This is a genomic window from Reichenbachiella sp. MSK19-1 (genome assembly GCF_003590315.1).
GTDB lineage: Bacteria > Bacteroidota > Bacteroidia > Cytophagales > Cyclobacteriaceae > Reichenbachiella > Reichenbachiella agariperforans.
Map to the genome: position 1 here is coordinate 66419 of NZ_MIER01000019.1, position 12982 is coordinate 79400.

General features: G+C 42.9%; 16 protein-coding genes. 6 read left to right on the forward strand and 10 right to left on the reverse strand.

The window, feature by feature from the left end:
- The first annotated feature begins 195 nt into the window (after positions 1 to 195).
- The 4 genes from BGP76_RS17510 to BGP76_RS17525 all read left to right on the forward strand — a co-directional run bounded on the left by BGP76_RS17510 (position 196) and on the right by BGP76_RS17525 (position 3864).
- The gene (locus BGP76_RS17510) at positions 196 to 528 is read left to right on the forward strand and encodes a hypothetical protein (protein ID WP_073125164.1); all 333 of its coding nucleotides are present in this window, start codon (positions 196 to 198) and stop codon (positions 526 to 528) included.
- An 83-nt stretch (positions 529 to 611) separates the two neighbouring features.
- A complete protein-coding gene (locus BGP76_RS17515) occupies positions 612 to 1946 on the forward strand; it encodes a DNA recombination protein RmuC (RefSeq protein ID WP_119845655.1) in 1335 nt (444 codons plus the stop codon).
- Positions 1947 to 2009: 63 nt separating this feature from the next.
- On the forward strand, positions 2010 to 3074 hold the full coding sequence (locus BGP76_RS17520) for a PA0069 family radical SAM protein (protein ID WP_073125160.1): 1065 nt from the start codon (positions 2010 to 2012) through the stop codon (positions 3072 to 3074).
- A 37-nt stretch (positions 3075 to 3111) separates the two neighbouring features.
- Positions 3112 to 3864: an MBL fold metallo-hydrolase gene (locus BGP76_RS17525; protein ID WP_119845656.1), complete on the forward strand. Its 753-nt coding sequence runs from the start codon at positions 3112 to 3114 to the stop codon at positions 3862 to 3864.
- Positions 3865 to 3887: 23 nt separating this feature from the next.
- On the opposite strand, the gene BGP76_RS17530 is transcribed toward BGP76_RS17525, so the two are convergent.
- A complete protein-coding gene (locus BGP76_RS17530) occupies positions 3888 to 4205 on the reverse strand; it encodes a VF530 family protein (protein WP_353935905.1) in 318 nt (105 codons plus the stop codon).
- Between the two features lie 129 nt (positions 4206 to 4334).
- On the opposite strand from BGP76_RS17530, the gene BGP76_RS17535 reads away from it, so the two are divergent.
- A complete protein-coding gene (locus BGP76_RS17535) occupies positions 4335 to 5318 on the forward strand; it encodes an aldo/keto reductase (RefSeq protein ID WP_119845657.1) in 984 nt (327 codons plus the stop codon).
- A gap of 7 nt (positions 5319 to 5325) precedes the next feature.
- Here the strand turns inward: BGP76_RS17535 and BGP76_RS17540 are convergent, their stop codons facing one another.
- The 9 genes from BGP76_RS17540 to BGP76_RS17575 form a co-directional block, all read right to left on the reverse strand.
- Complete coding sequence (locus BGP76_RS17540; protein ID WP_119845658.1) at positions 5326 to 6258, reverse strand: hypothetical protein; 933 nt, start codon at positions 6256 to 6258, stop codon at positions 5326 to 5328.
- Positions 6255 to 6959, reverse strand: a complete 705-nt coding sequence (locus BGP76_RS17545; RefSeq protein ID WP_158584322.1) for an outer membrane beta-barrel protein — start codon at positions 6957 to 6959, stop codon at positions 6255 to 6257. Before BGP76_RS17545 ends, BGP76_RS17540 begins: the two co-directional genes overlap by 4 nt.
- Complete coding sequence (locus BGP76_RS20355) at positions 6946 to 7662, reverse strand: DUF6089 family protein (RefSeq protein WP_158584323.1); 717 nt, start codon at positions 7660 to 7662, stop codon at positions 6946 to 6948. Before BGP76_RS20355 ends, BGP76_RS17545 begins: the two co-directional genes overlap by 14 nt.
- Before the next feature lie 46 nt (positions 7663 to 7708).
- A complete protein-coding gene (gene accC, locus BGP76_RS17550) occupies positions 7709 to 9058 on the reverse strand; it encodes an acetyl-CoA carboxylase biotin carboxylase subunit (protein ID WP_073125149.1) in 1350 nt (449 codons plus the stop codon).
- Positions 9059 to 9086: 28 nt separating this feature from the next.
- Positions 9087 to 9566: an acetyl-CoA carboxylase biotin carboxyl carrier protein gene (gene accB / locus BGP76_RS17555; RefSeq protein WP_119845660.1), complete on the reverse strand. Its 480-nt coding sequence runs from the start codon at positions 9564 to 9566 to the stop codon at positions 9087 to 9089.
- 123 nt (positions 9567 to 9689) lie between these two features.
- Positions 9690 to 10256: an elongation factor P gene (gene efp / locus BGP76_RS17560; protein WP_073125145.1), complete on the reverse strand. Its 567-nt coding sequence runs from the start codon at positions 10254 to 10256 to the stop codon at positions 9690 to 9692.
- Positions 10257 to 10283: 27 nt separating this feature from the next.
- Entirely contained in the window at positions 10284 to 11282 is a 999-nt protein-coding gene (locus BGP76_RS17565) for a beta-ketoacyl-ACP synthase III (protein ID WP_073125144.1), read from the reverse strand.
- A gap of 206 nt (positions 11283 to 11488) precedes the next feature.
- Positions 11489 to 11680, reverse strand: a complete 192-nt coding sequence (rpmF, locus tag BGP76_RS17570; protein WP_073125142.1) for a 50S ribosomal protein L32 — start codon at positions 11678 to 11680, stop codon at positions 11489 to 11491.
- 12 nt (positions 11681 to 11692) lie between these two features.
- Positions 11693 to 12244: a DUF177 domain-containing protein gene (locus BGP76_RS17575; RefSeq protein ID WP_073125140.1), complete on the reverse strand. Its 552-nt coding sequence runs from the start codon at positions 12242 to 12244 to the stop codon at positions 11693 to 11695.
- A 108-nt stretch (positions 12245 to 12352) separates the two neighbouring features.
- Here BGP76_RS17575 and BGP76_RS17580 point away from each other — a divergent pair, with 108 nt between their 5' ends.
- A complete protein-coding gene (locus tag BGP76_RS17580) occupies positions 12353 to 12976 on the forward strand; it encodes a Crp/Fnr family transcriptional regulator (RefSeq protein WP_119845704.1) in 624 nt (207 codons plus the stop codon).
- Positions 12977 to 12982: the final 6 nt, after the last annotated feature.

Sequence of the window (12982 nt, forward strand, 5' to 3'; positions counted from 1 at the left end):
TAGATTTTGGTCTTGATTTGGTATGATAAAATCATATTCCAGTTCGATCTATATTTTAGCTGGTAGCTTTCAATATTTTTTCTTTTTCTGCGTGAAATTATTTTTCATATTACTTGGTAAAAAAGTGATTTTTTCGATCTTTATTCGAATAGAAAAACAGACTTCAATTTGGGCTTGGAATAGAAAGAAGGTACCATGGAAAACAACGAAAAAGTAAGAGTATCGCAAGATTACAGCAAGTTAAGTGAGGAGATAAAGGAGCAGATGAAACTTGTATATCCAGAGGGGTACAGCCAGTTTTTGTTTCAATATACCAACAAGGACGGCGCACGTACCAGTGCGATCCGCTTTGAGACAGATACTAAAATCTACCTCATCCGTATGTCTGCCCATGAGGCTGAGCAGATCATAGCCGATGACAGTGACTATGATGAAGATGGCTATCTCAAAGAGGACATTAGAGATGACTATGAGGACAAGTATTCAGATGTTGACTACCTATCCGAGAATGATAACTATGATGCCTGATTTTGGCTTAGTAGGTTGATTTCGTTCAAAAGAAACTCTGGGGGCTCTTGACCAAAGTGCATGGCTTGATCTAGATTTGTTTCATGGAAGCATATCATTTTATTTATCTATTGACGGGCTTGTTTTTGGGCAGTGTGATTACTTGGCTTTTTGCCAAATCCAAGTTTCAATCCGAAGAGAATAATAAGGATCAGTTCAGGTTAAAAGAACTAGAATATCAGCTCACTGCTGAGAAAGAGCGTTCTGTATCCTTGGGCAAAGACATCATATCCATCAATACTGAGCTACGTAGCGAACGAGACAAGGCCATGCATCTCAACAATCAGTATGCTCGACTGGGGGCAGATTATAAAAACTTGCAAGAAACCCTCAAGACACAAAAAGACGAGTTGAACCAAATTCGTGAGAAGTTCTCCGCAGAGTTTAAAAACCTGGCCAATGAAATCTTTGAAGAAAAGAGCAAGAAGTTTACCGATCAGAACAAACTGCAGGTGGGTGAATTGCTCAAACCGCTAGGTGACAAGATCGTGGAGTTCGAACGTAAGGTTGAGCAGACCAACAAAGAAAGTATCGAACGCAATTCGGCACTTAAAGAGCAGATCGCTGGATTCAAAGAGCTGAACCAGAAGATCACCAAAGAAGCCGAAAACCTAGTTAAAGCACTAAAGGGAGATACCAAAGCGCAAGGTAACTGGGGCGAGTTTATCCTCGAAAGTATCCTCGAAAAGTCAGGGTTGGAAAAAGGGCGAGAGTATTTTATTCAACTCTCCCTAAAAGACGAAGAAGGGAACCGTTACCAGCCAGATGTGGTGGTCAATTTACCAGATGCCAAGAGTGTGATCGTAGACTCTAAGGTGTCGCTGATTGCCTATGAGCGATTTACCAACACTGATGACAAAGCAGAGCGCGAGTCGTACATCAAAGCGCATTTACTCTCTCTACGCGCTCATATCAAAGGCCTGAGTGAGAAGAACTATCAAAACCTCTATGGTGTGGAGGGCTTGGATTTTGTACTGATGTTCATCCCTGTGGAACCTGCATTTTCGATCGCAGTGCAGCATGATCTGGAGTTGTTCAACGATGCATATGCCAAGAATATCGTGATCGTAAGTCCAGCGACGTTGATTGCTACGCTGCGGACGATCGCTAGTATCTGGAAGCAGGAATACCAGAACCGAAACGCTATAGAGATCGCTCGTCAGGGTGGAGCACTCTATGATAAATTCGTGGCTTTTGTGGAGGATATCAAAGGAATCGGTCGTCAGATAGATCTGACGCAAAAGGTTTACCAAGAATCTGCTAAGAAACTCTATGAAGGGACGGGGAACCTAGTGAGCCGAGCAGAGAAAATGAAAAAGCTAGGAGCAAAGACAGCCAAGACGATGGATCAGAAATTAATTGAAAGATCTGAAGATTGACACTATAATATTTAGATTAAACTAAAATAATTAGCATTTTTGAATTCCAGATTCAAAAATGCTATGCTAGATCAAAATCACGGAAGAGGCGCACAAAGCAATCCTACTAATCAATATACTGCTCAGCAGGTAGAAAGCGATGTGGAGTTCTATGAGCATCTGCACTTGAGTGGTGAGACACTCAAGAAGAAAACCACCTTCCAGAAGGTGTCGCCCAAAACCATTGTCAATAAAGTATCGAGTCCAGACCTGCCTTTTGGTTATTCGATGAACCCTTATCAAGGATGTGAGCATGGTTGCATCTATTGCTATGCGCGCAATTCTCACGAGTATTGGGGGTATAGTGCTGGGAGTGATTTTGAGAGCAAAATCCTAGTTAAAAATAATGCAGCGACACTCCTGAGAAAAAAGTTTGATAGTAAGGGTTGGACAGGACATCCTATTCTGTTGTCTGGCAATACGGACTGCTATCAGCCAGTCGAACGAAAACTAGAAATTACCCGAAGCATACTACAAGTCTGTTTGGAATACCGTAATCCAGTCGGGATTATTACCAAAAATGCCATGATTTTGCGTGATCTTGATATCCTAAAAGAGATGGCTGAGATGAATCTGGTGCATGTGGTGCTCTCCATTACCTCGCTCAACGAAAAGCTGCGAGAGAAGCTCGAACCTCGTACCTCTACGTCTGGTTTACGGTTCAATGCTGTCCGGCGGTTGTCCGAATGCGGTGTACCTGTCTCAGTAATGATGGCGCCAGTGATTCCTGCCATCAATAGTGCCGAGATTATGAAGATCGCAGAAAAGGCAGCGGAAAATGGTGCGCAGAGTCTCAACCACACCATCGTTCGCCTCAATGGCGTGATTGGCCAACTTTTCGAAGAGTGGCTAGAGGAGCATTATCCTGATCGTAAGGAAAAGGTGCTTAATCAAATCAAGGATCTCCATGGTGGAGAATTAAATGATAGTCGCTTCAAAACACGAATGCGAGGGGAAGGGGAGTATGCTGATCATATTGCCAAGATGTTTGTTCTAGCAAGGAAAAAGTATGGATTGATACGTGAGCGTACAGAGTTAGATAGCTCATTGTTTCGTCGTGCAGGAGATAGTCAGTTGAGTTTGTTCTAGCAGGAAAGCTCCGATCTGATTAACTTTCTAAAAAAACATGAAATCTCTACCTGTCATTTTCTTTTGGTGCCTAATGAGTTTTTCGACTATCATAGTCGCTCAGGACAATACACTGGATCTTTTGTCTGCTAATGGAAAGATCACCATAACGCCTATCCAACATGCCACGATGATGCTGCAGCATGGAGACAAGGTCATCTTTACAGATCCTAATGGAGGGGCTGGTGCTTTCGAGGGACTACCTAAGCCAAGCTTAATTTTGATCACGGATATTCATGGAGACCACTTCAACATAGAGACACTTCGCGCTATCGGCGCAGAGAATATAGCGATCATAGCACCGGATGCCGTAGCGAAGAAACTTGGAGGGGATTTTAAGGAAGTGACTGTGATGGCTATTGGTGATGCGCTGGAAGTCCAAGGTGTGAACTTAGAGGCTATTCCTATGTACAATCTACCAGATGATGAGACTTCAAGACACCCTAAGGGGCGAGGCAACGGATACATACTGACGATGGATAAGAAGCGGATTTATATCTCAGGAGATACTGAAGATATCAACGAAATGCGGGAGCTAAAAAAGATAGATTTGGCGTTTGTCTGTATGAACCTACCCTATACGATGGATGTGGATGGAGCAGCAGATGCGGTCATTGCGTTTCGGCCTAGGATGGTTGTTCCTTACCACTACCGCGGCAAAAATGGTTTGAGCGCCATCAAGCGCTTTAAAACAATAGTAGAAGAGTCTGGTACGAATGTGAGAGTCATGTTGCTCAATTGGTACCCTTGATTGATGAAGTGTGTCAGTCCGTCTTATTTATTTTTGGAAAGGCGATCACTGACGTGCGGTACTTTTTTCTTGAGTGATCGGAGGTAGAGTTGTTCCACTTGCTCACGAGCCCATAGCGTGCGTCGGAGAAATTTAAGACTTGATTTGATCGTCTGGTTGTTTTTGAAACAGTTAATGCTAATATGTTTGCTCAACATGTCCCAGCCGTACAAATCGACTAGAAATTCGAGTATCTCAGCCAGTTTGACACCATGTAGCGGGTTGTTGATTTGATCACCAGGTATTCCTTTTTTTTGTCCGTCTTCCATGATTGTTCCTTCCTTGGTTTTAACTCTTCGCAAGATAGTGCCTTGTGGCTGCTGTTTGTCGTCAAATGTGAAATATCAGGAGTAAAGATGGTTCAATTGTCGACTGTCATCAGGGAATGAAAATATTAAATTGCAGCGTCTAAAATTTCAAAAAGAGAGAAAATGAATTATAGAAAGTTAGGTAAAACGGGGTTTGAAATATCAGAAGTGTCTCTAGGAACATGGCAAGTCGGAGGGAAATGGGGTTCTGGTTTTGATCATAAATTGGCACAAAATATTTTGGCGGAGGCCATAGATCAGGGAGTCAATTTCATCGATACAGCAGATGTGTATGAGGATGGTGAAAGTGAAATCGCTGTAGGTCGTGCGATCAAAAATGCCAATAAACGAATATTTGTCGCCACCAAATGTGGTCGTCAGGTGAGTCCACATGTCAATGAAGGCTATACGCCTAAGGTACTCCGCACATATGTGGAGGATTCGCTAAAACGCCTTCAGCTGGACTGTATAGATTTGATCCAACTGCACTGTCCCCCGACTCAGGTGTTTTATCGATCAGAAATTTTTGAAGAATTTGATAAACTCAAGCAGGAGGGTAAAATTCTAAACCTAGGGGTGAGTGTTGAGAAGGTCGAGGAAGCGATGAAAGCCATCGAATTTGACAATGTCACCACTGTGCAGATCATCTATAACATGTTTCGTCAACGTCCACAGGAGTTGTTTTTTGAGCAGGCTGCTAAAAGAAATGTAGGAGTAATCGTACGAGTCCCTTTGGCTAGTGGACTATTGACAGGAAAGTTTGGTCGAGATAGTCAGTTTGCGGCGGACGATCATCGCCAGTTCAATCGAGATGGAGCAATGTTCGACAAAGGGGAGACTTTTGCAGGGATTCCTTACGACAAGGGACTCGATGCAGTGGAGGATTTGAAAGCAGAGTTTGGAGACGCTAGTCTGACACATGCTGCTTTGAAATGGATATTGAGAAGATCAGAGGTGAGCTGTGTCATTCCAGGCGCTTCTAGACGAGATCAGTTGTTATCTAATTTGGCTGCAGTGTCGGCTCCAGAGCTTACCCCAAAGCAGCTAGAGACTATTACTCGTGTCTATGATGAGCAAATTAAAGCTTTCGTTCACCAGGCCTGGTAAACAAGAATCAAAAGAATAGTGAGGTAGTAAACTGCACTCCACGTACACCGACGTGGCGGTTGCGGTTTTCTATCGGCGTGCGACCATAGTAGGTCGATAGGGAAATGAAAAAGGCATCTGATCCTGAGTAGGCTAGTTTGAAATAGAGGTTAGTGGTGACATCTCCCTGTGTCGAAAAGGTGTTCACGAGGGTATTGACTGTACCTCCTAATACTAGAGATACTGGGAGATGAATGAGCTCGCCAAAATAGAAGTCTACATTGCCGCCTGTGAAATATTGTAGTTTAGGGTGTGACCGTTCTAGGGTTTCACCATATGCTAATTTTCCATCCGTATTGAAAGCAAACCAGTTATTGGGAGCATAGGAAAATGACAATCCACCACCACTTACGAGTGAAGGAATTTTGCTAGTAACACTGGGGGTTGGGTTGTCATTGATGATGTCGTTGATGTAGTCTGCTACGTTGACGTAACTTGCGATAGTATTGGTGAGGGAGTAGTACATCGATAGGCGGTGTTTTGGGCCACTTGATAACCTGAATTTGACTCCCATCTCTGTAGTGGTAATAGAGTTGATTCCCTGTGTCAAAATAGATTCTACTCCTGTGCCTAGTCTCGCGGAGTAGTCCAGGCGCACGAAAAAACTTGCCCAGTCTTTGACTCGTTGTGCGTAGTTCATATTTAACCCTACGTAGAGCAGGGAATTGTCGAGATTGACGAGTGTGCTATCTCCGACAGCTACCGATTCGGTCACGAAAACGGATGAATTAGCCAGTCCCATATTGAAGTTGAAATTGGTGCGAATAAACGGAGAACGCATACTCTCTAGTGTATTGACGACATGACCGTTGAGATAGGGGACTTTTTTAGTCTCTACTTCCTGAGCGAACAGACTGCAATTCAAGCATAAGAGTAGGTTAAGGGTCGTTAGCCATTTCATGGTTGCAAGTTTTTGTGAGGCAATAGCCATGTGAACCTAGTTTCTGCGGAAGTAGTCTTTAAACGGGGCAGTTCGTTGTTATTGTTTTGAGATAAATCCTGTGTGATGTTGACGAGACCTTGTGCATAGATGAGGTCAATGGTGAAATGCTGCTGCTTGATGTGAAATCTGTACCCAAGACTCACGGATGCAGACAAATTGTAGCTATGGATGTAGTTGGACAGCTGGATGTCCTGTTGTGTCTGAATATTTTTGCCATGATGGTGAATTAGGTATTCATACACCAAACCTACGGAGTATTGCCATTTGGTATTGTCACTTATGACTTTGAAATATACAGGTATAGAGAGATAATGAAGTTTCAACTTGGTAGTTTTGATGAGCTTTTCACTGTCTTCATCATTTGGATCGAAAGCATCATTTTCACGCCATAGTGTGCCGCCAGTTTGCTTGTAAGAAGGGGTGCTAGTCAGGTAGACATCCGAACTAATCGCGTATTCATAAAGAGCACCCACTTGATAGGATGTATAAATGCTGAAACGGTATTCTGAAAGGGAAGACGGGTCGTCTCCAGTGAATTTGTTGCTAACACTACCTACGGATATACCCCAGTTGGACCGGTTCTGGCCAGCAGCAGACCCTATCACCGTTAGCACAAGTGTGACGATACAGATAGTGGCCCGCGTTTTAGTTGTTTTCATGAGCGTCAAACTGGATAGGTATATTGAGTTGAATCTGTGTGATGAAAATATTATCGTTTCCATCTTTTTTACCCCACTGTGAAATGTTGTCAAGGTAGTCTGTGAGGCTATTTGCAAAACCGGTTTGTACGCCGACAGCATAACCATTGGGGAGATAGTATTTGAAACCCAACTGGGAGGGGATCATAATACTCATGTTACGATATGTTTCACCTAGCGCACGCGTTGTGGATTGATCAGAGAGTGCTTTCCCATTTTCATCTTTTGGCGTGTAGCGAATGAAACCTATGCCTTGTGATAGGTATAACTTGAACTTATCTCTGTCTATCAGGTTTAGATGTAGTGCGAAATTGAGTGAGAAGTAGGCTGTGTTAAAACTTTCGTTTGGCGTAGTGTTCGTGCCAGTTCCATCATCGTAGCTATAGTCGAGTTCATTGGCTCGTATAGCACCCGCTTGGAGGATAATGTGGCTATTGAGTCGCTTGTTTTCGTTGATTGCAAGGCCAATTGATCCCATTATTTGCCCACTGCCATATCCTGATCCTAGATCGCCACTGTAGTGAGACGAGCCTAGCCCTATGACTATTTCTTTTGCTTTCACCACTGCTGTAATGTCTTGTGCGGTGACTTGTTTTCCGAGTAGGAAAAGCAAAAGGATGATATAGAGTTGTCGTTGTTTCAAAGCAAAAAAATAACCGAGCATCAAGATACTCGGTTACGAATTAAATATTGTAAATCCAGAAATCCAATTATAAATCAGACGTGTCAAATGATTCCATGAAGGCAGTTGTGAATTGTCCAGACTTGAAAATCTCGTCTTCCATCAATTTAATATGGAATGGGATCGTCGTTTTGACACCTTCGATCACGAACTCTTCCAATGCACGTTTCATTCTTACCAAGGCTTCTTCTCTTGACTGAGCAGAAATGATGAGTTTGGCAATCATCGAATCGTAGTTAGGAGGGATCGTATAGCCTGCATATACGTGGCTATCTACACGAACACCGTGTCCACCAGGTAGGTGAAGGTTGGTGATCTTACCTGGAGAAGGTCTAAAGTCCTTCGTAGGATCCTCAGCATTGATTCTACACTCGATAGCATGTAGCTGCGGGAAGTAATTTTTGCCAGAGATTGGAATCCCTGCGGCTACTTTGATCTGTTCTTTGATTAAATCGAAATCAGTTACTTCTTCTGTGATCGGGTGCTCCACTTGGATACGGGTATTCATTTCCATGAAGAAGAATTCACCGTGTTTGTCCAACAGGAATTCTACTGTACCTGCTCCTTCGTACTTGATGGCTTCTGCACCTGCGATGGCTGCAGCTCCCATTTTTTCTCGGAGTTCTTGGGTCATTACCGATGCTGGGCACGGCGTTTCCTCTGTTAGTTTCTGGTGTCTACGCTGTACCGAACAATCTCTTTCGGATAGGTGGCATGCTTTGCCATTGCTATCACCGATGATTTGAATTTCAACGTGACGCGGCTCTTCGACGAATTTTTCTAGGTACATGCCGTCGTTACCGAAGGCAGCCTTAGACTCGGTTCTAGCATCATCCCATGCTTTTTGGAATCCGCTTTCGTCTTTGATGATACGCATACCACGTCCACCACCACCAGCTGTTGCTTTGATGATGACAGGGTATTTGATTTGTTTAGCGATCTCTTTTCCTTGTGCGACAGACTCTAGGAGTCCTTCAGACCCAGGGATAGTAGGGACACCTGCTTTTTTCATCGTTTCTTTCGCAGTGGCTTTGTCTCCCATGCGGTTGATCATTTCCGAACTTGCGCCGATGAATTTGATGTTGTATTCTTCACACACACGAGAGAATTCTGCATTTTCAGATAAGAATCCGTATCCTGGGTGTATGGCATCTGCATTGGTGATTTCCGCAGCAGATACGATTTTTTTGATATCGAGGTAAGATTGGTTGCTCGGAGGCGGGCCTATACATACCGCTTCGTCAGCAAATCTGACGTGCAAGCTTTCTGCATCAGCTGTCGAGTAAACTGCGACAGTTTTGATTCCCATTTCTTTACAAGTCCTGATGACTCTCAGAGCAATTTCTCCCCTGTTTGCAATTAATATTTTCTTAAACACTATTGAGGTATTTAATTTAAAGGAAAAATTAAGATGGATCTACCAAGAATAATGGCTGATCATACTCTACTGGTTGTGCATTTTCTACCAAAACTTTCACGATCGTGCCTGATACTTCAGATTCGATTTCGTTGAATAGTTTCATGGCTTCTATGATACACACAGGATTTCCTACGTCTACTTTGTCACCCACGCTGACGAACTCTGGTGATTCAGGGTTAGCTGATCTGTAGAATGTACCGATCATAGGTGATTTGATTTCGATGTAGTTGTTGGCAGCAGGTGCTGGTGCAGGAGCGGCTGCTGGTGCTGCGGCAGGAGCAGGAGCAGCAGCTACAGGTACTGGTGCAGCGACGGCTGCTGGCATAGAAGCAACAGATTTCTCAATGATCTGTGTTTCGTTGCTTCGTTTCACTTTTATCTTGAACTCTTCCGTTTCGATGTTTACTTCTTCCAAACCGGAGTTAGACAGGAAGTCAATCAAATCTCTAATTTCTTTAACCTTCATTTGATAGATGTTTAATTATTTGGTTTCCCGTGAGCTGCTGCCTTCCGGGGAAGTTTTGTACAAATTTACTAGAATCTTACAATTATAAAATTGGAAAATCTAGGCATAAAAAAGAGTAAGGAATTACTTCTTTACTCTTTCTACGTAAGAACCTGTCTTACTTTCTATTTTTAGCAAGTCTCCTTCATTGACAAACAAAGGTACCTGAATCTCTGCGCCTGTTTCGAGGGTAGCTGGTTTACTTGCATTGGTAGCGGTATCACCTTTTAGCCCTGGTTCAGTATAAGTGACCTCTAACTCAACATGCTGAGGTAGTTCACATCCTAGGATCAATTCTTCTTCAGCATGGAAGATGATCGTAGCAGGATCACCATCTTTTAAAAATTGAGGAGCATCGATCAGTGTCTCTTCGAGAGAAATCTGATCGTAGGTTTCGGTGTTCATGAAGTTGTACCCCATGTCGTCCTTATATAAATACTGAAAGTCTCTACGCTCTATTCGTGCAGTGTTGACTTTGTGTCCAGCGGTGAAAGTATTGTCGAGTACTTTTCCTGTCTTGACATTTTTAAGCTTTGTTCTAACAAAAGCAGGTCCTTTTCCAGGTTTTACGTGCTGGAAATCGATGATGAAGTACAATCCATGATTGTACTCGATACACATTCCGTTTTTAAAATCTGCGGTACTAGCCATTCTGAATTCGAATTTTAATATTTCAAGTTACTTCGGGTCGTAAGCCCATTTTAAATATAGAGAACCCCACGTGAAGCCTCCACCAAATGCAGCTAAGATGATGTTATCACCTTTTTTGAGCTGATTTTCATAGTCCCAGAGGCATAGTGGTAGTGTTCCTGCCGTGGTGTTTCCGTACTTCTGGATATTGATCATGACTTTGCTGTCATCAATTCCCATTCGGTTTGCAGTCGCATCGATGATGCGTTTATTGGCCTGATGCGGCACGAGCCATGATATGTCTTCGCCTGTCAGGTTGTTTCTTTCCATGATTTCGGCAGAGACATCTGCCATATTGGTTACCGCGAATTTGAATACTGTAGCTCCTTCTTGAAAGGCGTAGTGTTGGTCGGCTGCTACGCTTTCTAGTGTCGCAGGCATGCGGCTACCGCCTCCTTTCATACCCAGATACTCAGCTCCAGACCCGTCAGTTTTTAGGATAGCATCTTGTATGCCATTTCCTTCTTCGTTGGGTTCTAAGAGAACGGCTCCACCTCCGTCACCAAATATGATGCAAGTTGTACGGTCTTTGTAATTGATGATAGAGGACATCTTGTCTGCTCCGATCACGATGACTTTCTTGTATGTGCCTGCCTCGATGAATTGGGCTCCAGTAGAGAGGGCAAACAAAAAGCCAGAGCAAGCTGCTGACATGTCGTAGCTAAACGAATTAGTAGCACCGATTTTGTCTGCTACAATATTCGCAGTGGCAGGGAAAGGCATGTCAGGTGTGACCGTCGCGCAGATGATTAAATCAATGTCTTTCGGGTCAGTCCCCGTTTTTTCTAGGAGCCCTTTGCAGGCTTCTATACCTATCACAGAGGTGCCTTGACCTTCTCCTTTCAGTATCCTTCTCTCTTTGATACCGGTACGCGTAGTGATCCACTCATCGCTGGTCTCTACGATCGTTTCTAGTTCTGCATTGGTCAATACGTAATCTGGCACATAGCCCTGTACGCCCGTTATTGCAGCTGTTATCTTACTCATTTGCAGATGTTCTATTTGGTAAATCTGGTTGAAAGATTAGAAGGTCTAGGTCAATATGAATCGGCAATTTACGCAATTATTTCAGTTTTGAAAGCAGATACTACTTTGCTAAAAAGAATGAAAGGTATACATGCATAATTCATATAAACACAGAAAGTCTGCTCTGTAAGCAGACTCCTAATATTTTACCAGAATGTGTCAATAGCTTATGCTACTGCTTCTTTTTCAATAACTACTTTCCCTTTGTAGTAAAGGTTACCTTCGTGCCAGTAAGCTCTGTGAGGTAAATGTGCCTCTCCAGTCGTCGCACAAACTACATAGTTTTTTGCCTCTGACTTGTAGTGAGTTCTTCTTTTGTCTCTTCTTGTTTTCGAGATTTTGCGTTTTGGATGCGCCATTTTCTTATTCTTTTAATTTTCCTTATTCTTAATATTTTTCAATAGAGCCCATCTGGGGTCTATTTCTTCTTCAGGAGTCGATTCGGTTTCTTCTTCCTCTACGTCAGACGAGTAAACCAACTCCAACTCGTACTCATCATCTTCGTCCCCTTCCTCTTCGAATTTTGGGTGAATCTTTTTCATTGGGACTGCCAAAGTCAGGTAATCAAAAATGTTTTTTTCAACATTGATGCTTTGCTGACCATCTGGGATCGTCCATATGTCATCTTGACTATCGTCAAACTCTTCACCATACTTGAGGATGAGCTGCTCTTGTATGTCAATAGGGTAGTCAAACGACTCTAAACTTCGATCGCATAGCAGTACGATTGTACCACTAATGTCAAAATTGACCTCTATCAATCTTTCCTTTTTGATCAGTTGGATATCGCAGCGACCTTGGCCTGCTTCGATTACACTATCTTCATTTTTCTCAAAGAGCGACTTATCAAACTCAAAACTAAAATCATGCGAACCCAGTTTGAGTCCGAAAATATCAATCTTGAAGTGTTTATTCCCTTTCATCTTTCTTGTCAGAAAATAAGTGCGCAAATTTAGAGATTATAATTTAATATTTAAAAACAATTTCTGAATTTTGGCTACTTATTATAGTTCTACTATTAAACCATGACTATGAGAGAGTTACTGCAGGCCCAGTTTGGTCGTATTTTTCAAAAAGAACTTGTCGACGAGATTGAAGCCAAAGGCGTATTAAAGACGCTAGAGGCAGGAACTGCTCTGATAGATTACGGCAAATATATCAAGTCTATCCCACTAGTCATGACAGGAACGATTAAGATTGTCCGAGAAGACGACAAAGGGAATGAATTGTTCCTATATTATCTGCAGGGAGGAGATACCTGTGTCATGTCACTTACTTGCTGTACGAGTCAGAAGAAAAGTGAAATTAAAGCTATCGTAGAGTCAGATGCTGTGATAGTCATGGTTCCACTACAGTATATGGATGAGTGGATGCGTTTTTCGAGCTGGCGGCAGTTTGTATTTGCTTCGTACAATGCTCGTTTCGATGAGATGCTCAGTGCACTGGATGCTGTAGCTTTTATGAAGTTGGACGAACGCTTGCTCAACTACCTACTCGATATCAAAGCCAATACCGGTAGTTTCGAGATTAAACGCACCCACCAAGAGATCGCCAATGACTTAGGGACGTCTCGTGTGGTGATTTCTCGCTTGCTAAAAAGATTGGCGGACGAGGATCAGATCGAGCTGCACCGCAACAAGATTGAGATATTGTAACTATTG

Excerpts from the sequence above, each read along its gene's own strand:
- BGP76_RS17510 (WP_073125164.1), top strand. The coding sequence starts at position 196 with ATGGAAAACAACGAAAAAGTAAGAGTATCGCAAGATTACAGCAAGTTA.
- BGP76_RS17515 (WP_119845655.1), top strand. The coding sequence starts at position 612 with ATGGAAGCATATCATTTTATTTATCTATTGACGGGCTTGTTTTTGGGC.
- BGP76_RS17520 (WP_073125160.1), top strand. The coding sequence starts at position 2,010 with ATGCTAGATCAAAATCACGGAAGAGGCGCACAAAGCAATCCTACTAAT.
- BGP76_RS17525 (WP_119845656.1), top strand. The coding sequence starts at position 3,112 with ATGAAATCTCTACCTGTCATTTTCTTTTGGTGCCTAATGAGTTTTTCG.
- BGP76_RS17535 (WP_119845657.1), top strand. The coding sequence starts at position 4,335 with ATGAATTATAGAAAGTTAGGTAAAACGGGGTTTGAAATATCAGAAGTG.
- BGP76_RS17540 (WP_119845658.1), bottom strand. The coding sequence starts at position 6,258 with ATGAAATGGCTAACGACCCTTAACCTACTCTTATGCTTGAATTGCAGT.
- BGP76_RS17545 (WP_158584322.1), bottom strand. The coding sequence starts at position 6,959 with ATGAAAACAACTAAAACGCGGGCCACTATCTGTATCGTCACACTTGTG.
- BGP76_RS20355 (WP_158584323.1), bottom strand. The coding sequence starts at position 7,662 with ATGCTCGGTTATTTTTTTGCTTTGAAACAACGACAACTCTATATCATC.
- accB (WP_119845660.1), bottom strand. The coding sequence starts at position 9,566 with ATGAAGGTTAAAGAAATTAGAGATTTGATTGACTTCCTGTCTAACTCC.
- efp (WP_073125145.1), bottom strand. The coding sequence starts at position 10,256 with ATGGCTAGTACCGCAGATTTTAAAAACGGAATGTGTATCGAGTACAAT.
- BGP76_RS17565 (WP_073125144.1), bottom strand. The coding sequence starts at position 11,282 with ATGAGTAAGATAACAGCTGCAATAACGGGCGTACAGGGCTATGTGCCA.
- rpmF (WP_073125142.1), bottom strand. The coding sequence starts at position 11,680 with ATGGCGCATCCAAAACGCAAAATCTCGAAAACAAGAAGAGACAAAAGA.
- BGP76_RS17575 (WP_073125140.1), bottom strand. The coding sequence starts at position 12,244 with ATGAAAGGGAATAAACACTTCAAGATTGATATTTTCGGACTCAAACTG.
- BGP76_RS17580 (WP_119845704.1), top strand. The coding sequence starts at position 12,353 with ATGAGAGAGTTACTGCAGGCCCAGTTTGGTCGTATTTTTCAAAAAGAA.